Below are 20,823 nucleotides of genomic sequence, written 5' to 3' on the forward strand. Positions count from 1 at the left end.
CAACCGTAAAGTAGAGGGGATGTAATGAATGCATGATCATAGCTGACAGTTAAACCATAATTGTATCGGAAGGCGGTGGAGATTTTGAATCTTTACCGCCTTTTCTTTTTATGTTCCCTAAATAAGTTGAAACTTTTTATGTTAATTGCTCAAGAATGCTTTACTTTGCCGCTGAATATTAAGCAATATAGCAAACGGATATGCAGAAATTATTGTCTTTGCCGCCTAATCTGGTGTCGGCATTCTATGAACTGGAAAATGTAGATCGTACGGAATGGTTTTGCACTTCCGACCCGGTAGGTATGAAACTGGGTTCGGGTGGGGGAACGACCTGGCTCTTGCGTGAATGGTATAAGAATCGAAAAATGGAACACTCGGCGGAGAAACGTATCTTGCTCCATGCCGGAGGGCAGAGCAGGCGTTTACCGGGGTATGCGCCTTCGGGAAAGATCCTGACTCCGATACCGGTATTCCGTTGGGCGCGCGGGCAGAAGCTGGGACAGAACCTGCTTTCCCTCCAACTTCCGCTTTATGAGAAAATAATGGAGCGTGCACCGGAAAATCTGCGTACGCTGATTGCAAGCGGTGATGTCTATATCCGTGCCGAGAAACCTTTGCAGGAGATACCCGATGCGGACGTCGTGTGCTATGGCTTATGGGTTGACCCGCTGTTGGCTACCCACCATGGCGTGTTCGTTTCGGATCGCAAACATCCGGAGGCACTTGACTTCATGTTGCAGAAGCCCTCATTGGAAGAATTGGAGAATCTCTCCAAGACACATCTGTTTCTGATGGATATCGGCATCTGGCTGTTGAGTGACCGGGCAGTGGAACTGTTGATGAAACGTTCGCAGAAAGAAGACGGTGCTTCGGAGGGGGGCATGCCGTATGCTGACTTGAAGTATTATGACCTGTACTCCGATTTCGGCTTGTCTTTGGGAAATCATCCGCGCATTGCCGATGAGGAGTTAAACAGTTTGTCTGTAGCCATACTTCCGTTGCCGGGCGGTGAATTCTACCATTACGGTACAAGCCGTGAACTGCTGTCATCTACGGTGACTTTGCAGAATAAGGTATATGACCAGCGGCAGATAATGCACCGGAAGGTGAAACCCAATCCGGCTATCTTTGTGCAGAATGCGGAAGTGAAGGTACAGCTCTCTCCCAAGAATGACAGCCTTTGGATTGAAAATAGTTTTATCGGCGCTTCATGGACTCTGGGTGCGCGGCAAATCATTACCGGAGTGCCGGAAAATGACTGGATGCTGGCTGTTCCCGACGGGGTCTGTATTGACGTGGTTCCCTTGGGAGACAGACGTTGGGCGGTGCGCCCGTACGGTTTTGATGATGTTTTCAAAGGAGATATCCGTGACGAAAAGACATTGTTCCTGGGAGTGCCTTTCCAGACCTGGCTGGGAGAACGTGGCTTGACCACAGAAGATATAAAGGGTAGAAAAGATGACTTGCAGGCTGCCTCCATCTTTCCGATAGTAGAAGATGAGGCGGAAATGGGACAGGTACTTCGCTGGATGGTTTCCGAACCTGCCTTGGAAGCAGGGAAATCAGTCTGGCTGAAGAGCGGTCGTCTGTCTGCCGATGAAATCTCTGCACAGGCGGATTTACGTATGCTGTATGCACAGCGGGCGAACTTCTGCAGAGGGAATTGGGAGGTGTTGGCACGTAACCATGAAAAGAGTGTGTTCTATCAGCTCGATTTGGCCGATGTGGCCGGTGAGTTCCATAAATTCGGTCTCAGAAAGCCGGAAGTCCTGCCTGCGGACGCCCCGTTGATGCAACGCATCCATAACCGCATGTTGCGGGCGCAGGTGGAGAAACTGAACGGTGAAGACTTTCAAGTAGATGAACAGGCGGCATTCGGCTTGTTGCGCGAGGGCTTGCTGGCCGATTTGTATGAACGCAAGAGCTTGCCCCACCTGAATGTATATAGTGACCAGATAGTATGGGGGCGTAGCCCCGTGCGCATAGATATGGCAGGTGGGTGGACGGATACCCCTCCTTATTCTTTGTTTGCCGGAGGAAATGTGGTGAATATCGCCATTGAACTGAACGGACAGCCTCCTTTGCAGGTATATGTCAAGCCGTGCCGGGAATATCGCATCGTGTTGCGTTCCATAGATATGGGGGCGATGGAAGTGGTGAATACTTTCGAAGAACTGCAAGATTACTGTAAGGTAGGGTCTCCTTTCTCCATTCCGAAAGCCGCATTGGCATTGGCGGGTTTTGTGCCTGCATTCTCGGAAAAGAACTATCCTTCGCTTGAAAAGCTGCTGGAAGCTTTCGGAACGGGCATTGAAATCACGTTGCTTTCTGCGATACCGGCAGGTTCCGGTCTGGGTACCAGCTCCATATTGGCTTCTACAGTCTTGGGTTCGTTGAGTGATTTCTGCGGGCTGATGTGGGACAAGAATGAAATATGCCGCCGTACCCTTGCTTTGGAGCAGCTGCTGACGACGGGTGGAGGCTGGCAAGACCAATATGGCGGTGTATTGCAGGGCATCAAACTTTTGCAGACCGAAACCGGGTTTGCCCAGCAGCCGTTGGTGCGCTGGCTGCCCGAACACTTGTTCACCCATCCGGAATACAGGGATTGCCACTTGCTGTACTACACGGGAATTACGCGGACGGCAAAAGGTATCCTTGCTGAAATCGTCAGGTCGATGTTCCTGAACTCGTCCTTGCATTTAGGATTGTTGGAGGAAATGAAAGCGCATGCCCTTGATATGGCGGAAGCAGTCCAGCGGAATGATTTCATGGGCTTTGGTGCACTGGTCGGAAAGACCTGGGCGCAGAACAAGGCCTTGGATTATGGCACGAATCCTCCGGCTGTGGAGGCTATTATCAATCAGATAAAGGATTACACGTTAGGATATAAGTTGCCGGGAGCCGGTGGGGGAGGTTATCTGTATATGGTGGCCAAGGATCCGCAGGCAGCGGTCCGCATCCGTGAGATTCTGACACAGAATGCCCCGAACCCGAGAGCGAGATTTGTGGAAATGTCACTCTCTGACAAGGGATTCCAGGTGTCCCGTTCGTAAACAGGAAATCATTCGTGGTGATAGGGTCCTCCGTTCAATATGGTCATTGCCCTGTAGAGCTGCTCTACGAAAATAAGGCGTACCATCTGGTGCGAGAAGGTCATGCGTGACAAGGACATTTTCTCGTGTGCGGTTTCATATACCTTACGGGAGAATCCGTAAGGCCCGCCGATAATAAAGACTAACCGTTTGTTGACGGTATTCATCTTGCGCTTCATATAGTCTGCGAACTCTATGGAGCGCATTTCTTTTCCGCCTTCATCCAGCAGGACAATGACATCTCCCGGCTGGAGCGCTTTCAGTATCAGCTCGCCTTCCTTTTCCTTTTGTACCTCCATAGAAAGACTTTTGGTGTTTTTCAGTTCGGGAATGACTTCCATATCGAAGGAAAGGTAGCGTTTGGTGCGCTGTACATAGTCGTTGATGGCCGTAATAAAATGTTGTTCTACGGTTCGTCCTACTACGAGCAGGGTTGTTTTCATATCGGTTCTGTTTTGATTCGTGCACAAATTTAGCACTTTTTTATTGTATTTTGCGATAAATGCTTACCTTTGCCTATCATTAATACTTGTGAAAATGAAAAAACGAGTAGTTTTGTTGTTGACCGGTCTCTTCATTTGGATGTCCTCGCTCTTTGCCCAGGATGTGCCTGTGGGGGTGATTGTGGCCTTCAAGAAAGGAAACTCTCAGGAACTTAACAGGTATCTGGGTGATAAGGTGGATCTGATTATTCAGAATAAATCGACCAACGTTGACCGGGGGACGGCAGAGGGAACCTTGTCCGGTTTCTTCTCCAGCAACAAGGTCAGCGGTTTCAATGTGAACCATCAAGGCCAGCGTGATGAATCCAGTTTCGTCATCGGTACCTTGACGACAGCCAATGGAAACTTTCGGGTGAATTGTTTCTTCAGAAGAGTGCAAAACAAATATGTCATACATCAAATAAGAATAGATAAGACCAATGAATAAAGAAGAAGAATTGATTGACAGGCTGATTGACCTGGCTTTCGCCGAAGACATAGGCGATGGTGACCATACCACCCTTTCGTGCATCCCTGCTACGGCAATGGGTAAGTCCAAACTGCTGATTAAGGAAGCGGGTATTCTTGCCGGTATTGAAATAGCTAAGGAGGTATTCCGCCGTTTTGACCCCACTATGAAAGTGGAAGTCTTTATCAACGATGGCACGGCAGTGAAACCGGGCGATGTTGCCATGATTGTAGAAGGTAAGATACAATCTTTGTTGCAGACCGAGCGCTTGATGCTGAATATCATGCAACGTATGAGTGGTATTGCTACCATGACCCACAAATATGCCGAGAAGCTGAAAGGTACGAATACCCGTGTACTCGACACCCGTAAGACTACTCCGGGCATGCGCATCCTCGAAAAGATGGCAGTCAAGATTGGTGGAGGCGTAAATCATCGCATCGGCTTGTTCGACATGATTCTGCTGAAAGACAATCATGTGGATTTTGCCGGAGGTATCGACAAAGCCATTACCCGTGCCAAAGACTATTGCAAGGAGAAAGGTAAGGACCTCAAGATTGAAATCGAAGTACGCAGTTTCGACGAATTGCAGCAAGTGCTCGACTTGGGTGGGGTAGACCGTATCATGTTTGATAACTTCACACCCGAAATGACGAAGAAGGCTGTGGAGATGGTAGCCGGTCGTTACGAAACCGAATCATCCGGTGGTATCACTTTCGATACATTGCGTGATTATGCCGAATGTGGTGTAGACTTTATATCAGTGGGCGCTTTGACCCATTCCGTAAAAGGATTGGATATGAGTTTTAAAGCGTGTTGACAAAGGCAGAAAGTAATATTACAGAATAATAGGAAAGCCTCTCATAAAGAATGCTGCGATATGGCAGATTTATGAGAGGCTTTTTTCTTCATAATCAGAGTATTGACGATTCTTGAAAAACAGATGATGTATTCGGGTGAAACGCATCATCTGTTCGTCCCAAACAGATGATGCGTTTGGCTGCAACGGATGATGCGTTTCAGGGTGATGGATGATAGAGTGGAAGTAGTATGAAATAATCTCCGGCCTTTAACTTCTTTTTAGAATGAATTCAGCAGCATTTTCAAGAATGCTGCGTCTAACTAACAAACGACGCGAAGAGGCGTCCGTAAAAACGAGCACTGACATTGGAAAATGAGATAGAACTGATTGAGGGCTGCCGGGCAGGAAGGGATTCCGCCCGAAAGGAACTATACACCCTCTACTCCAAGCAGATGCTGGCGGTGTGTTACCGCTATACGGGCGATGTCGATGCGGCCCATGACGTATTGCACGATGGTTTCATCAAAATCTTTACCCACTTCACTTTTCGTGGAGAATGTGCATTGAGCACGTGGGTGACAAGAGTAATGGTGACGCAGGCTATAGATTACTTGCGGAAACGGCAGCGTTTCAGCCAACTGGTGGTGAACGAGGAGCAGCTTCCTGATATTCCGGATGAAACCGGTGTCGCAGAAAGCGGCACTCGTATTTCCGAGAAGGCGTTGATGGCATTTGTTGCGGAACTTCCGGACGGATGCCGTACCGTGTTCAACTTGTATGTTTTTGAGGAGAAATCCCACAAGGAGATCGCCGAAATACTTCATATCAAGGAGCATTCATCTACTTCGCAGTTGCATCGTGCCAAATGTTTGTTAGCAAAAAGAATTAAAGAATATACTGATGATGAGAGAAAAAGATGAAATAACCGATTTGTTCCGTAGCCGTCTGGGCGGTGCAGGGATGACTGTGCGGGATAACTTTTGGGAAGAGTTGCAATGCGATTTGTCCCGGAAGGAAGCAGGACGTCAGAAGCGAATTCTTCTTTCTCCGAGATTTTGTCGGGTGGCTGCAGCCGCATCGGTAGTCTTCGTGTTGGGAGCGGCTTCCGCGGCTTTTTGGTATTTCTCTCCTAAAGAAGAGATAAAGGAAGCCTTTACGCAAGTGGCAGCCTTGACACCCGAGGGCAGTCTGAAAGGGGATGTCGTACAGGAAAGTTTCCCGTCCATTCATCAGACGAATCCCACAGCGAATAAGCCCGGAATAAAACAGCCGGCAAACGGTGCACCGGCAGGACTGGTGGCCGATGCGGACGAAGAGTCTGTTTCACTTCATGTTTCCATCACAATTACACAGCGGGTTTACGGCAATAACCGTCAGCCGGGGAACGGTTACTACAGCAGTCAGAATTCAGCCCGGAATGGTATGTACCAGGCAGATTCGGACTGTAAAAATACAAATCCGGACATGAACACTGCGGCATCCGGTGATGACAAGACGGCAACGGCCGGAACAGAAACTACCTTGAAGCCTCGTTATTGGGCAATAAAGGCTGCCGTGGGAACTTCTTTGCCCCAAAGCAATTTTGATATGCCTTTCACTGCCGGAGTGACAGTAGAACGCCGCTTGAATAAATATTTGGCTTTGGAGACAGGGCTACAGTATAATTGCCTGCCTGCCGACCATACTCTGCATACGCTGGCAGTTCCCGTAAAACTGAATGCCATGCTTGCAAGCTCTCCTAAAGTGGATTTTTATGCTACCTTGGGAGGTGCCATTGAAAAGTGCATTGCAGGTGCGCCCGACAATAGTTTCAAGGCAGAACCGGTGCAGTTGTCTGTGGCTGCCGGGGTGGGAGTCCGGTATAAGGTGAATGACCGTTTTGCCCTGTTTGCCGAACCGTCCGTTTCCCATCACTTTGATACGGATTCACCAACGAAATCATTGCGTACGGAACGTCCCGTTAATCTGAACTTATTGTGCGGGGTACGCATGACTTATTAATCTTAAATGGAATATGAAGATGAAAACTCTATCTGATAACTTACCTATATTCGGGCGTATTTTACTGCTCGTGTTCTTTACTCTCTCATTGGCTTCCTGTGCAAAAGAAGCATTGGACTACAACCATCCGGACGTGGATTTGTTTGTAAAGCAATTGAAAGCCGGTAAATATTCCACCCAAAGTCCGGATGGGCTGAGCAGCATGCCGAAATTTACTGCCGAGGATATAGAGGAATTGCTGAAGTATGCCGAAGATCTGACCGTGATTCCTGCTTTTCCCTTGGCTCCGGTGTCTTATTCGGCTGGCGGGAAACTTCGTTTAGGCGAGTGCATCTTATGGACGGTCGAGACGATCCGTCTTGGGCACAATGCCTCGATGGGATGTAAGATGGTGCATGCGGATGCCGAGAATTACGAAGGAATCTATTTCCTTACGGATGAGGAGGTGCTGGATGCCGCTGCCCGTTACCGCCGCTGGTGGGAAGGCCGGAAGTATCCGCGTACCATGTGGACTATTGACCCCTGCTATGATGAGCCGCTTTGCGGAAGCGGGTATATGTGGTGGTAGAATGTATTTCAGGTATTAAAGATCAGGTATCAGGTATTAAGTAATCAAAATTATCAGGTGAGGAAATCTATACTTATAATAGGGCTGCTCTATGCGGTAGCCTTTCCTCTTTGCGCCCAAAACTGGACGCCGCAGGATTCCTTGAAGTTGCAGCAGTTGCTGAAGGGAAACGGGGAGGTAAAGGTGAATCCGGATGCTTTGAAGGAACTCGAAAGGAATATTTTGGGGACTCCGGAAGTATCGGTAAACAAGTCTTGGATGGACTTTGACCCCACTTTGCCCACTTCGTTGCAGAAAGAACCCAAGCAAGAAATCAAACTGACTCTGCGTCCCTATACGGCCAATACGAAATACAATTGGGATCCTGTCTATCAGAAGAAGATCAATGTCGGGAAGAATACTTGGAGGGGGGATCCTTATTATGAACTCAAAACGCTCTTTATCTATACGAATTGGGCGAAGACGCCTTTGGATATCGGCCCCCGTGAGAGTGTGGAACAGATTGAAGCTACCGGACAACGTTATCGGGTTACGGAACGTGCCAACAATATGCCGGTAGGAAGCTGGCAGGGAGTCGGTGGCGGCGGAATAGGCAGCCTTGATTTAATGACTCCTTTTACCCGTGAGTTCTGGAATTTTAAAGGACGCAGACGCCGTGCGCGTACATTGGAGGTTTTGAAAGCGTATGGAGACTCGACGACGGTTTTAATCAAGCATCCGGTGAAAGAATTGAAATGAACTTTCTTCTTTTTTTTCTTGTTATTCTTTGATAACCCTTAAAAAAAATAACAATGAACAGAGTAACTTCTCTTTTGGGGATAAAATATCCGATTGTTCAAGCGGGAATGGTGTGGTGCAGTGGCTGGAGGCTTGCTTCCGCGGTAAGTAATGCGGGAGGATTGGGCCTGTTGGGAGCGGGATCCATGCATCCCGAAACGCTGCGGGAACATATTCGCAAATGCCGTGCGGCTACCCCTCATCCGTTTGGTGTGAATATTCCTTTGATGTATCCCCAGATAGAAGAAATCATGCAGATAGTGGCAGAGGAAGGGGTAAAGGTTGTATTTACATCTGCCGGTAGTCCTAAGAAATGGACGGGTTGGCTGCACGACCGTGGCATCACTGTGGTACATGTCATTTCATCTTCCCGTTTTGCCGGGAAAGCGGAAGAGGCGGGAGTGGATGCCATTGTTGCCGAAGGCTTTGAGGCGGGGGGCCATAACGGGAGAGAAGAGACGACTACTTTGTGTCTGATACCTGCCGTACGTGCCGCGACCACGCTACCGCTGATTGCGGCCGGAGGTATTGCTACCGGAGAAGCGATGCTTGCCGTGCGGGCATTGGGAGCTGAAGGAGTGCAGGTCGGTACGCGTTTTGCATTGACAGCCGAGAGTTCTGCCAGTGAGATATTCAAGGATTATTGCCTGCACCTGGAAGAGGGTGATACGCGCTTGTTATTGAAAAAGCTGGCGCCTGTCCGTCTTGTACGCAATAACTTCCGTGATGCCGTGGAAGCTGCCGAGGCTGTGGGTGCAACGGAAGAGGAACTTCGCGTTCTTTTAGGTCGTGGCCGTGCCAAACGCGGTATCTTTGAAGGTGATCTTGAAGAGGGTGAACTGGAGATAGGACAGGTTGCTTCTTTGCTTCATGGAAAAGGGGTACAGTCTGTACCGGCGGTGATGCGGGAACTGGTGGAGGAGTATAAAAGGGCATGGGAAAGGATGCAGGAAGTGTCTTGGTAAAATGAAGGAAGAAGAATGTTATCCTCTTGTTGTTAAACGTAATCCGTTGGATTGTATTTAAATCATAGAACGTAAACATTAAAAAAAAAGGAATACCTCCGGATTACCGGTGATATTCCTTTTCTTCTTTATGCCTGTATTTCTTTATCTGCAGGCTGTTCTTCCCAATGGAAGGGTTCGAAAGTACTGTTCGGGTCAATCCAGGACGGTTTCTTGGAAGCGTAGATGATGAACGGGGCAATCACTACGACAAGGGCACCGATGATAAGTACGGAGAACCATACGGTATTGCTGCCTGTTGAAATCTGGCTGGGCGGAATGAAGCTCAGGATGAATGCCAGCAATGAGCCGCAGAAACCAAGTCCGCCGACAAACCACATCAGTCCGTTGCCTGCTTTACCGATACGGAACGGACGGTTCAGTTTCTTCATCTTATAACGCAGGGCGATGGCTCCGGAGAACATCAACATATACATGATGAGGTAAAGGACTACCGTCAACTGAGAGAGTATCTGGTAGAAACTCTGTACGGAAGGCATAACCACGAACAAGAGGCTCAATACGGTTACGGCGCCACCTTGCACGAACAGGATATTCTTCTGTACACCCAGTTTGTTGGTCTTCTGGAAGAACGGAGGCATATAACCTGCTTTGCCTACGGCAAAGATACCTTTGGAAGGACCGGCAACCCATGTCAACACGCCAGCCAACACGCCGAATGCCAATGCGATGGCGATAATCGGTGACAGCCAGGAGGCATGGATATACTTGAAGTAGTTGTCGAAGCCTACGAGTAGACTCTGTGTCAGGCTGATGTCGTTGGCCGGGATGATGACTCCCAGTGAGAACGTGCCCAGCACGAAGATGATGACCGTGATGGCAGCGCCGATGAATACAGCCTTCGGATAATTCTTGGAGGGGTTATCCATATCCTTTACGTGGATACCGCCCATTTCCATACCTGCATAAAAGAGGAAGATGCTTGCTGCCAGTACGACGTTGTCGAAGTTGGTAAGGTCCGGGAAGAAGCTGCTGTGGAAATCGAGGTTGGAGTGTCCTCCGCTTGCCAGGTAAGCGATTCCCAGGATAATCAGCAGGGCTGCCGGGATAATCGTGCCGACCATACCGCCGACTTTGGCTACCTTGCCTACCCATCCCATACCTTTCAATGAGATGAAAGTGGCGAGCCAGTAGATGATGAGCACAACGGCCAGCGTGTAATACTTGTTGTTTGCCAGGGACATGTCATGTACGTCGTTCATGCCGATGAAGGCGATGGAAACGGCACCGAATGTCAAGACTGTAGGATACCAGATTGTACTTTCAATCCATTGTACCCAGATGGCGAGGAAACCCAGTTTCTTGCCGTAGGCTTCACCCACCCAGCGGAACACACCGCCTTGTTTGTCCTGAAACATGGCAGCCAGTTCCGCAGCGACAAGTGATGTCGGGATGAGGAATACGATGGCTGCGAATAAGTAGTAGAAGGCCGAACTCATTCCGTATACGGCCTCGGCCGGTAGTCCACGCAGAGATACTACAGCCGTCACATTCATGATAGCCAGGGTGAATACTCCCAGCTTCACAGTTTGTTTGATATTTGCCATAAGTTAAGGTTTTTGGTGAAAAATATATTCAAAATCAGCGTTTATAACAATGCCCGGTAGCAGTTGTTTCCGGCGTGTTGGAGAAAAATCGGGTTTTAACAGTCAGGACGCATCGGCAGTGGGGGCAGAGGAAGATGCTTCCTGCTGCGTTTGTACCCGCTTTTGCGTCATCCGGCTGTAGAAATCTTCTTTTTCTTTGTTGCGCCGCTGTACCAGGCTTGTTACATAGACTGTAAAGATAGGGAACATCATCATGCCCAGTGCTGCAAGCAGTACGGACAGTACCCGTCCGGTGGGGGTGACCGCTATGATATTGGAGCCTACCGTCGTTACATCCATGAATGCCCACCACAGAGCATCACCGTAACCTTTGACCAAAGGATTGGTGCCATGCTCCATGACGTAAAAGGCGAGGCTGGAAAAGTAAACGGTGGCCAACAGCATTGTCAGGTAGGATACGAATAGTCCTGACGCACGGTTGTACGTCAGCCACCCCACTACGATAGCCATGGCGTATCCGCCCCGTACCAACGGGATGAAGCGCAACATATAGGTGATTTCGGGCGAGAAGGTCCATCCCATATAGGCAATGATGTTCTGATAGGGTATGGCTACCAGCAGGAAAATGAAGTGTGTGGATACATAGCGTGCCTTGTTTTCCGCCAGAATCCATTCCAATACGAAATCTGCCAGGAACAGGGCGCAAATCCATAACTGTACTTTCATATATACCGACTGTTCGTAGAAGGGTATTCCTTTGAATGTGTCGATGGAGATGCTGATAACCAGGAAAAGCGAAAGCAGCAGGATGATGACATGCAGTATGCCATAAATGCCTTTCTCCCGCAAAGAAAATTCTGATAGAGCCATTTTCATGATGAAGACAACCTGTCTTTATTCGGTAATTGTCACATTGTCACCGTTGAACACACCCAGTCCGAGTTTGTTCATGATGAACTTGATTGCCAGCTGTGATTTGACGGAGTTGCCTGCCGTATCCAAAGGAGGAGCGAAAGCTGAGACTCCCATTACACCGGGTAACACTGCCATAACACCGCCTCCTACACCGCTTTTGGCGGGAATTCCGGCCGTGTACATCCAGTCGCCTGAATGTTCGTAGAAACCTACGGTGGAAATCATTGAAGTGATTTTCGGTGCGAGGCCGGCCTCGAATACTGTCTGTTTGGTTACGGGGTTTACGCCGTTGTTGGCAACGGTTCCTGCTGCAATGGCCAGCTGTCGGGCGGTGATGCCCAGGGAGCATTGGCGGGTATAGAGGTCGAGAGCCATATCCGGATCGTCATAGATACGGTTATAGTTCTTCAACAACCAGGCAATGGAACGGTTATTGAAGTTGGTGGCTGTTTCCGATTTGTACAGTTCGTCAATAAGTTGCGGGGCAGAGCCGCAAAGTTCGGTGATGTTCTGCACGATGGCAGCCCATTTTTTGTCGGAGTTCCCCACCGGCTGTACCATGGAGCAGGCAGAAATGGCACCTGCGTTTACCAACGGGGTAGAAGGGTGGTCGTTTTCCAGCAGGATGGCGATGATTGAGTTGAACGGCAGGCCCGTGGCATCGGCTCCGATCATATCCAATACTTTCTGTGCACCGTATTGGCGCAGGATAAGAATGGCGGTGTGCACCTTTGATACAGACTCTATGCCAAAATGATAATCCGTGTCACCGATGTTGATGGTCTGTCCGTCCATCAGGCAAATGCTGAGGCCGAACAGGTGGGAATCTATATTGGCAAGGTAGGGGATGTAGTCGGCATTCTTCCCTCCCGTATGGCCCTTGACTTCATTGTAGGCTTGCTGTGCAACTTCCTTGATCTGTGAAATTGATATTTTCTTTTCCATACATTTGTAATATTTACGGTTGGACGATGGACGATTTACGATTGAGATTACTGTAGGCTGAATTTTGGTTCAGGACATGCTGTAACCGTACATCGTAAATCGTCTGGTCGTCTAATCCTCTGTTGGTTTATTTAGCGGCTTTCTTGTGACGACGGCCGCCGTGGTTGAACAGTTTGGCTTCTACCGGTAGATTCTTTTCCTGTGCCATACGGGTAGGGGTCGGGTAATCCAGTTTCTCCAGTTCGGTAATGGCATTTTTGATGTCGCCCAACAGCATATCTGCCATATCGCGGCTGAAACCTTGGCGGACAACGACACGCATGACTATGTAGTCTTCCAACTTTTCGGGCAATGTATAGGCAGGTACCATCCAGCCGTGTTGAGACAGCTTATCCTGCAAGTCATACAGGGTCCATTTGGCGGTCTTTGCATATTCCGGTTTCAAGTACCAGATGAACAACGGGTTCACAACTTCGTCGGAGTAGTTTACGAATGGAGCCATCTTGCCGATTTCATCATGAATGTATTTGGCAATCATCAGTGAATTGTATTGTACTTCCTTGTATCCTTGGAATCCTAAGCGGATGAATTGGTAATACTGTCCCAGAATCTGTGCGGCAGGGCGGGAGAAGTTCAGGCCGACCTGGGTAATGTTGGCGCCGAGGTAGTTGACGCTGAACGCCATTTCTTCGGGCAGATATTCCTTGCCTTTCCAGCAGACCCAACCCAGACCCGGATAAACCAGTCCGAATTTGTGGCCGCTGACACTGATGGAAAGTACCCACTTCAGGCGGAAGTCCCATTTGGTGTCGGGATAGAGGAAGGGAAGGATGAAACCGCCGCTGGCGGCATCTACGTGGATAGGAATGTCATAGCCGGTCTTGGCATTATATGCGTCGAGGGCTTTGTCGAGAGCTTCAACGTCATCGTTCAGTCCTGTCCATGTAACGCCCTGGATGGGTACTACGCAAATGGTGTTTTCATCACACATCTTCAGTGCTTCTTCGGGGTCGAGCGTGGTCTTTTCCAAAGTCAAGGGTACTTCACGCATTTCAATCTGCCACAGTTGGGCAAATTTCTCCCATACCACCTGGAAACCGGTTGAGATGACAAAGTTCGGTTTGTCGAACGGTTTGCCCTGAGCCTGGCGTTTCTTGCGCCAGCGTAGCCAGGCTGCCACACCACCCAGCATACAGGCTTCTGAAGAACCGATGGCGAGCGCGCCGGTTTTCCAGGTATCCTTTTCGGGCGAATTCCACAAATTGGCGACAATGTTGATACATTTGCCGTTCATTACGGCGATGCGAGGGTATTCGGTTTCATCAATGTAGTTGATGTTGATGGCTTCGTTCATCAGCTTGGTGGCATAGTCATCCATATAGGTGGTGACGAATGTGGCTAAGTTCAGGCGCGGCTGTGTCTGGGCAAAGGTCTCGTCTTTTACCATCTGGTAGGCGACTTCCGGGGTAGTGGGCCCATCGGGTATTTTCTCTACCGGTGACGGTTGCAACATACGGTCTGAGCCGAACACGTCAGTTTTGGCATCTCCTTTTCTGAAATTCAAATCTTCCATATAAATAATGTTTTTAAAGGTTTAGGCGGCGGGGCTTTTCCCCGTCTGATTTTCCACAACAACGGCATTCATTGAGGAAAGTTCCGGGGTTTTACATTATTTGGCGTTTATTAAAGCGGAGGCTGGTAACATCTTAAAAAACGAACATTCTTAGGAGTGGTTTGTTGTTTCCACATTATTCATATAAAATATTTATCTATATGCAAGTCAATACCGGAAGGGGAACGATTCCTCTTATCACGCTTATAGGCATCTGGTCTATTTCAGCATTGACCTCGTTGCCTGGTTTGGCTGTATCGCCTATCCTCGGACAACTTTCCGCCATTTTTCCGAAGGCTACGGAACTGGATATACAGATGCTTGCCTCCCTGCCTTCACTGCTGATTATACCTTTTGTGTTGCTGGCGGGCAAGTTGGCCGAAAAACGGGACTTTATCCGTTTGCTGCGGGCCGGATTATGGATGTTTGCCGCCAGTGGAGTGCTTTATCTGTTTTCAAGCAAGATGTGGCAACTGATGGCGGTCAGTGCATTGTTGGGGATAGGTTCGGGGTTGATTATTCCACTTTCCACCGGTCTGATATCGCGTTACTTCACGGGAACCTACAGGGTGAAACAGTTCGGCTACAGTTCGGCAATTACCAATGTAACGCTGGTGGTAGCTACAGCGGTAACCGGATATTTGGCAGAGGTCAATTGGCACTTGCCGTTTGTTGTTTATCTGTTGCCTCTGATTTCCCTTCTGCTTTCTGCATACTTAAAAAATGACGATAGCCGGCCGGTTGAAACGACGGTGCAGGCTGCTGCTGTTCCTGTAGAGCAGTCACCTGCCATTTCCGGAAAATACGGTATTCATCTTCCGCATCTTTTGCATCTGATGCTGTTCTATGGTCTGGTTACTTATGTTGTTTTGGCGGTAACCTTCAATTTGCCGTTTTTGATGGAGGCACATCATTTTTCAAGTGGCAATTCCGGATTGATGATTTCCTTGTTTTTCCTTGCTGTCATGGCTCCTGGATTTGCATTGGACCGTATTGTGAAGGTTCTGGGTGAGAAAACCAAATTCTACAGTCTGTTGTCCATTGCCTTGGGACTGTTGCTGATTTGGATTGCACCTGTCGAGTGGCTGATTATACCGGGATGTCTGTCAGTCGGTTTGGGATATGGAGTGATCCAGCCTCTTGTTTATGATAAGACGGCAGATACGGCCATGCCGGAGAAGACGACACTGGCACTGGCTTTTGTGATGGTGATGAATTATCTGGCTATCCTGTTGTCTCCCTTTATTACGGATTCCTTCCAGCACTTGTTTCATTCCCATTCAAAGGAATTCCCCTTCATCTTTAATCTTTGCGTCACTTTGCTTGCCATGTATTGGGCGTATGCAAGGAGGAAAAGTTTCTTGTTTGATGATAGATTGTAGAGGAACAGTTCATTCATGGATATTCATTTTCAGGCGCGGGCTATGCGGAGCGCATCCGGTGCTCCGTTAGTCCGCGCCCGGGAGATTTATCCATATTGGCGGTTTACAGGCCGATGGGTTCGTATTTCAGTCCGAATACATCCGCTACGGCTTTGTAGGTTACTTTCCCTTCTACAATGTTCAGGCCAAGTGCCAGTGCCGGATCGTCTTTGCAGGCTTGCTTCCAGCCTTTGCATGCCAAGGCCACGGTATAGGGCAGTGTAGCGTTTGTCAATGCCATGGTGGAAGTGAACGGTACGGCACCGGGAATATTGGCTACTGCATAGTGTACGATACCGTCTATCACATAAGTAGGTTCACTGTGCGTGGTAGGATGAGACGTCTCAAAACAACCTCCCTGGTCAATGGCGACATCCACAAGGACGGTGCCGGGCTTCATCATTTTCAGCATCTCTCTGGTGATGAGATGAGGTGCTTTGTCACCGGGAATCAAGACGGAACCGATAACGAGATCTATATTGGGCAACTCCATCTTGATGTTGTGGGTTGAAGAGTAGAGCGTTTTTACATTCTTGGGCATCACTTCGCTGAGGTAGCGCAGTCTGGGAAGGTTGATATCTGTAATCAGAACCTCGGCACCCATTCCGGCAGCTATTTGTGCGGCATTGGTGCCTACAATGCCGCCGCCCAGGATCAGTACACGTGCGGGACGTACCCCTGTCACACCACCCATCAATTTACCTTTTCCGCCTTGGGGCTTTTCAAGGAAACGGGCTCCTACCTGGGTGGCCATACGTCCGGCCACTTCACTCATCGGAGTTAACAGCGGCAATGAGCGGTCTTCTTTTTCTACCGTTTCGTAGGCGATGCAGACGGCGCCGCTTTCAATCATGGCTTCGGTCAGTAATTTATCGGCAGCGAAGTGGAAATAGGTGAACACCACTTGTCCCTTTTTTATCAGTTTGTACTCCGGTGCGATAGGTTCCTTTACCTTGACAATCATGTCAGCTACTGCATAAGTGTCTTCAATGGTTGGCAACATTTGTGCACCTACGGCGATGTAATCGTCGTCAGAGAAACCGCTGTTTGCACCTGCAGAGGCTTGTACATACACCGTATGACCGCGTTTCACCAACTCGGCTACTCCGGCAGGGGTCATTCCTACACGGTTCTCGTTGTTTTTGATTTCTTTAGGTACTCCGATAATCATAACCTTAAGAATTTAGGGGGTTAAACATGTCGCAAGATACGAAAATGGAAGGTAGGGTGTTATCGTATCCTCCATGTTTAAAAACAGGAAATCAGTTGGTGTGCCGTATCCGGAATGAGTTTGTCTTTGAGTACGTCCATATCGGCTCTACCTTCTGCTTCTTCGGTAGTCCGGTTGCTTACAATGAAGGTGCTTGTCATGGGAATTTGTGGATATGCCTCATTGTTTATTTGCTTTTATGGGGCAAAGATATAGATTCTTTTTATCTTTGTCCGTGTTTTGAAATGACTTATTGTAATGAAAATAATAACAAATCCCATTTTATATTCTTTTTTCTTCTTCTCGCTGCCGTCGGGAATGCAGGCGCAGGAAGTAGCCGACACATTGGATACCGTACATGCTGCGGAGGTTTCCTCCGTAACGGAGGATACACCTTTGCGGAATGCTTCCTTTATTCCTCCTTTTGATTTCCCCATCACTTTCTCCGGAAATTTCGGTGAGATTCGTGCCAATCATTTTCATGGCGGGCTGGACTTCAAGACCGGGGGGACTGTAGGCAAGCAGGTACACGCATTGGCCGACGGCTACATTTCACGCATCCGTGTCACTCACGGTTCGGGATATGTACTCGATGTAGTCTATAATAATGGTTATTCGACTATCAACCGCCATCTCAGTGCTTTTGTCGGCGAAATAGCCCGTAGAGTGAAAGACCTCCAATATGAAGAGGAGAGCTGGGAGGTGGAAATCACTCCCGAGCCGGGGGAATATCCGGTCAAGGCGGGACAGGTCATTGCACTGAGTGGTAATACAGGTTATTCTTTTGGTCCTCATTTGCACCTGGATATGATTGAAACCGAAACGGACGAGTATGTGGATCCGTTGCCCTTCTTCATGAAGGAAGTGAAGGATCATACGGCTCCGCGTGCCGAAGGTATCATGCTGTTTCCCCGTCCCGGCAAAGGGGTAGTGGATGGGAAGCAGGCACGCCGGGCTTTTCCTGTCAGGCCTGCCAAGACAATCACTGCCTGGGGAACGGTGGGCGCCGGTATCCGTGCCTATGATTATATGGACGGAGTGCATAACCGGTATGGAGTAAAGACCGTTGTTCTGGAAGTAGATGGTGAAGAAGTGTTCCGCAGCACGGTAGATCGTTTTGCATATAATGAAAACCGGTATATCAATTCGTGGACGCACGGACAATATATGAAGTCGTTCATTGAGCCGGGCAATCATTTGCGTATGTTGCATGCATCCAATGGTAACCGCGGATGGGTAGATATTAAAGAGGAGCGTCCTTATCTGTTTGTCTATACCCTGAGTGACGCATTGGGTAATACTTCCAAGGTCCGCTTCACTGTGCAGGGCAAGAGAGCGGATATTCTTCCGGTGGAACATCGTGAAAAGTATGTGTTCAAGTGGGATAAAGTGAACTATCTGCAGGAACCGGGACTGGAGTTGGTTATTCCCCGTGGCATGTTGTATGATGACGCGTGGCTGAACTATGCCGTGCGTGCCGATAGCGGTGACATTGCCTTTACTTATCAGCTTCATGATACGCGCATCCCCCTGCATGGAGCCTGTGACTTACGCATCGGTTTGCGCCGCCGTCCGGTGGAGGATATGACGAAATATTATGTGGCGGGTGTCACAGCCCGTGGTGGAAAATACAGTATCGGAGGCAAGTACGAAGACGGTTTTATGAAAGTGCGTATCCGCGATTTGGGTACGTATACGGTTGCTGTCGATACCGTTCCGCCGGTGATTTCCCCTGTAAACCAGACCCAATGGGGACGTACGGGACGTGTTGTGTTCAAGGCCAAGGACAAAGAGACGGGCATCAACAGTTACCGTGGTACGATTGACGGTAAATATGCTTTGTTTGGCAAGCCGAACTCCATCAGCGGAAATCTAGTTTGTGAACTTGATCCGGAACATGTGGAAAAGGGAGGAAAGCATCTGGTGGAAATGACCGTGACTGACGGATGCGGCAACCAGACAACGGAACAGTACGAGTTTGTGTGGTAAGACACCTCCTCTCTGCCCCCGGCTTCCCCGTTATCGGGGGAGAGCAATCCGGTGGGAGGGGAGGTTGGAAGTTACTTTTGCTGTATATAGTGTAATGAATAAGTGTAATATAAATATGTGTAACAGGCTATCATTCTCTTCTCCCCTCTCTTTCGGAGAGGGACGGGGATGAGGCCTTAATTTATTAGAAGTATGAAAAATAAAAGACTGACTCTTTCCGTCTTGTTTGTTGTGGCAGCCGTAGTGAATGCATTGGCTTGTACCAATCTTATAGTAGGCAAGAACGCCTCTGCCGACGGCTCTACCATTGTGTCCTATTCCGCCGATTCTTACGGACTGTTCGGCGAGTTGTATCACTATCCGGCAGGCTTGCACAAAAAAGGAACGCTGATTGATATCCACGAGTGGGATACAGGAAAATATCTGGGACAAATTGAACAGGCACGTCAGACCTATAACGTAATCGGTAATATGAATGAGTTTCAGCTTACCATCGGTGAAACCACTTTCGGCGGGCGTCCCGAGCTGGTGGATACGACCGGAATCATTGACTATGGAAGTCTTATTTATGTGGGATTACAGCGCTCGCGTACAGCTCGTGAAGCCATTAAGGTGATGACTGAACTGGTACAGGAATACGGCTACTACAGCAGCGGCGAGTCATTTACGATTGCCGATCCTAATGAGATCTGGATCATGGAAATGATTGGCAAGGGACCCGGTGTACGCGGTGCCGTATGGGTGGCTGTCCGTGTGCCCGATGACTGTATTTCCGCACATGCCAACCAAAGTCGTATTCATCAATTCAATATGAACGATAAGGAGAACTGTATGTATTCTTCGGATGTTATCTCTTTTGCCCGCGAAAAGGGGTATTTTGAAGGAGTAAACAAGGACTTCAGTTTTGCCGATGCATATGCGCCCCTTGATTTTGGCGCACGCCGTTACTGTGAGGCCCGTGTATGGAGTTACTTTAATATGTTTACCGACCGTGGCAACGAATTTCTGCCTTATATATTGGGTGACACCGATACCCCGATGCCTTTGTTTGTGAAACCCAACCGTAAAATTTCCGTACAGGATGTGAAGAATGCCATGCGCGACCATTACGAAGGTACTCCGCTTGACATCAGCAAGGATTTCGGTGCCGGCCCGTATCATACTCCGTACCGTCTTTCGCCTCTGTCCTTTAAAGTAGGTGACCAGGAATACTTTAACGAGCGTCCGATTTCTACCCAGCAGTCGGGTTTTGTATTTGTGGCACAGATGCGTTCCACATTGCCCGATGCTGTAGGCGGTGTGCTGTGGTTTGGTACGGACGATGCCAATATGGCTGTCTTTACTCCGGTATATTGTTGCACAGACAAAGTTCCCGTGTGCTACACCCGTGTCGATGGTGCCGATTATATCACCTTCTCATGGAATTCCGCTTTCTGGATATTCAATTGGGTTGCCAATATGGTTTATCCCCGTTATGATTTGATGATGGATGATGTACGTGCCACTCAGACAGAGCTGGAAACTACTTTCAATGAGGCACAGGAAGGCATTGAGTCTGCTGCCGTAAAACTGCTGGAGAAAGATCCTGCCAAGGCAAAAGCCCTTCTTACCAACTATACCCATATGACTGCCCAAAGTGCCTTTGACACTTGGAAGCGTCTCGGCGAATTCCTTATCGTAAAATATAATGACGGTGTGGTGAAACGTATGAAAGACGGTAAGTTCGAACGCAACTCCATCGGCCAGCCGGCAGGTGTTGTCCGTCCGGGTTATCCGAAGGAGTTTTTGGAGGAGTATGTCAAGCAGACAGGAGACAGATATAAAATGCCTGAATAAAACATTGGTGCGGGTTACAGCGTTTGTTTATCTCTCTTGTAAAAACTGTGTAAATGTATGCAATCCGCACAATCTGTGTTGAAAAAAATTAGGATATTTGAACTTATTCTCCTACATTTGTGACTCAAC

The 20,823-nt window shown here is 48.7% G+C and carries 18 protein-coding genes; 11 read left to right on the forward strand and 7 right to left on the reverse strand.

Features of this window, described 5'->3' with window-relative positions; genetic code table 11:
* Positions 1–200 precede the first annotated feature (200 nt).
* A complete protein-coding gene (locus HMPREF9446_RS16500) occupies positions 201–3,056 on the forward strand; it encodes a bifunctional fucokinase/fucose-1-phosphate guanylyltransferase (RefSeq protein WP_009126896.1) in 2,856 nt (951 codons plus the stop codon).
* A gap of 8 nt (positions 3,057–3,064) precedes the next feature.
* Here the strand turns inward: HMPREF9446_RS16500 and rlmH are convergent, their stop codons facing one another.
* Positions 3,065–3,538, reverse strand: coding sequence for a 23S rRNA (pseudouridine(1915)-N(3))-methyltransferase RlmH (gene rlmH / locus HMPREF9446_RS16505; protein WP_009126897.1), 474 nt, complete (start codon positions 3,536–3,538; stop codon positions 3,065–3,067).
* 94 nt (positions 3,539–3,632) lie between these two features.
* Here rlmH and HMPREF9446_RS16510 point away from each other — a divergent pair, with 94 nt between their 5' ends.
* From HMPREF9446_RS16510 to HMPREF9446_RS16540, 7 genes are all read left to right on the forward strand, one after another.
* Positions 3,633–4,025, forward strand: coding sequence for a DUF4783 domain-containing protein (locus tag HMPREF9446_RS16510; RefSeq protein ID WP_009126898.1), 393 nt, complete (start codon positions 3,633–3,635; stop codon positions 4,023–4,025).
* Positions 4,018–4,866, forward strand: coding sequence for a carboxylating nicotinate-nucleotide diphosphorylase (nadC, locus tag HMPREF9446_RS16515; RefSeq protein WP_009126899.1), 849 nt, complete (start codon positions 4,018–4,020; stop codon positions 4,864–4,866). The genes HMPREF9446_RS16510 and nadC overlap by 8 nt, the downstream gene beginning before the upstream one ends.
* Before the next feature lie 347 nt (positions 4,867–5,213).
* Positions 5,214–5,768, forward strand: a complete 555-nt coding sequence (locus HMPREF9446_RS16520) for an RNA polymerase sigma factor (protein WP_009126900.1) — start codon at positions 5,214–5,216, stop codon at positions 5,766–5,768.
* A complete protein-coding gene (locus HMPREF9446_RS16525) occupies positions 5,752–6,849 on the forward strand; it encodes a porin family protein (protein ID WP_039969884.1) in 1,098 nt (365 codons plus the stop codon). The genes HMPREF9446_RS16520 and HMPREF9446_RS16525 overlap by 17 nt, the downstream gene beginning before the upstream one ends.
* A gap of 19 nt (positions 6,850–6,868) precedes the next feature.
* Entirely contained in the window at positions 6,869–7,417 is a 549-nt protein-coding gene (locus HMPREF9446_RS16530; RefSeq protein WP_039969885.1) for a DUF4943 family protein, read from the forward strand.
* A 57-nt stretch (positions 7,418–7,474) separates the two neighbouring features.
* The gene (locus tag HMPREF9446_RS16535) at positions 7,475–8,155 is read left to right on the forward strand and encodes a DUF4858 domain-containing protein (protein ID WP_009126903.1); all 681 of its coding nucleotides are present in this window, start codon (positions 7,475–7,477) and stop codon (positions 8,153–8,155) included.
* Positions 8,156–8,208: 53 nt separating this feature from the next.
* Positions 8,209–9,159: an NAD(P)H-dependent flavin oxidoreductase gene (locus HMPREF9446_RS16540; protein WP_009126904.1), complete on the forward strand. Its 951-nt coding sequence runs from the start codon at positions 8,209–8,211 to the stop codon at positions 9,157–9,159.
* A gap of 128 nt (positions 9,160–9,287) precedes the next feature.
* On the opposite strand, the gene gadC is transcribed toward HMPREF9446_RS16540, so the two are convergent.
* From gadC to HMPREF9446_RS16560, 4 genes are all read right to left on the reverse strand, one after another.
* Entirely contained in the window at positions 9,288–10,766 is a 1,479-nt protein-coding gene (gene gadC / locus HMPREF9446_RS16545) for a putative glutamine/gamma-aminobutyrate antiporter GadC (protein WP_009126905.1), read from the reverse strand.
* 102 nt (positions 10,767–10,868) lie between these two features.
* Complete coding sequence (locus HMPREF9446_RS16550) at positions 10,869–11,642, reverse strand: potassium channel family protein (protein ID WP_009126906.1); 774 nt, start codon at positions 11,640–11,642, stop codon at positions 10,869–10,871.
* Between the two features lie 18 nt (positions 11,643–11,660).
* On the reverse strand, positions 11,661–12,626 hold the full coding sequence (gene glsA / locus HMPREF9446_RS16555) for a glutaminase A (protein WP_009126907.1): 966 nt from the start codon (positions 12,624–12,626) through the stop codon (positions 11,661–11,663).
* 127 nt (positions 12,627–12,753) lie between these two features.
* Positions 12,754–14,199 (reverse strand): glutamate decarboxylase, encoded by a 1,446-nt coding sequence (locus HMPREF9446_RS16560; RefSeq protein WP_009126908.1) that lies wholly within the window; start codon positions 14,197–14,199, stop codon positions 12,754–12,756.
* Positions 14,200–14,399: 200 nt separating this feature from the next.
* Here HMPREF9446_RS16560 and HMPREF9446_RS16565 point away from each other — a divergent pair, with 200 nt between their 5' ends.
* The gene (locus HMPREF9446_RS16565) at positions 14,400–15,620 is read left to right on the forward strand and encodes an MFS transporter (RefSeq protein ID WP_009126909.1); all 1,221 of its coding nucleotides are present in this window, start codon (positions 14,400–14,402) and stop codon (positions 15,618–15,620) included.
* A 103-nt stretch (positions 15,621–15,723) separates the two neighbouring features.
* Here HMPREF9446_RS16565 and ald read toward each other — a convergent pair whose 3' ends face one another.
* Both ald and HMPREF9446_RS19335 read right to left on the reverse strand, forming a co-directional pair.
* Positions 15,724–16,830, reverse strand: coding sequence for an alanine dehydrogenase (gene ald, locus HMPREF9446_RS16570; RefSeq protein ID WP_009126910.1), 1,107 nt, complete (start codon positions 16,828–16,830; stop codon positions 15,724–15,726).
* Between the two features lie 77 nt (positions 16,831–16,907).
* Positions 16,908–17,030 (reverse strand): hypothetical protein, encoded by a 123-nt coding sequence (locus HMPREF9446_RS19335; protein ID WP_262360215.1) that lies wholly within the window; start codon positions 17,028–17,030, stop codon positions 16,908–16,910.
* Between the two features lie 97 nt (positions 17,031–17,127).
* Here HMPREF9446_RS19335 and HMPREF9446_RS16575 point away from each other — a divergent pair, with 97 nt between their 5' ends.
* Positions 17,128–18,858 carry a M23 family metallopeptidase gene (locus HMPREF9446_RS16575; RefSeq protein ID WP_039969876.1) on the forward strand — a complete coding sequence of 577 codons (1,731 nt, stop codon included), beginning with the start codon at positions 17,128–17,130 and terminating at the stop codon, positions 18,856–18,858.
* A 192-nt stretch (positions 18,859–19,050) separates the two neighbouring features.
* On the forward strand, positions 19,051–20,694 hold the full coding sequence (locus tag HMPREF9446_RS16580) for a C69 family dipeptidase (protein WP_009126914.1): 1,644 nt from the start codon (positions 19,051–19,053) through the stop codon (positions 20,692–20,694).
* Positions 20,695–20,823: the final 129 nt, after the last annotated feature.

Origin of the sequence: Bacteroides fluxus YIT 12057, from assembly GCF_000195635.1 — a bacterium.
Lineage (GTDB): Bacteria > Bacteroidota > Bacteroidia > Bacteroidales > Bacteroidaceae > Bacteroides > Bacteroides fluxus.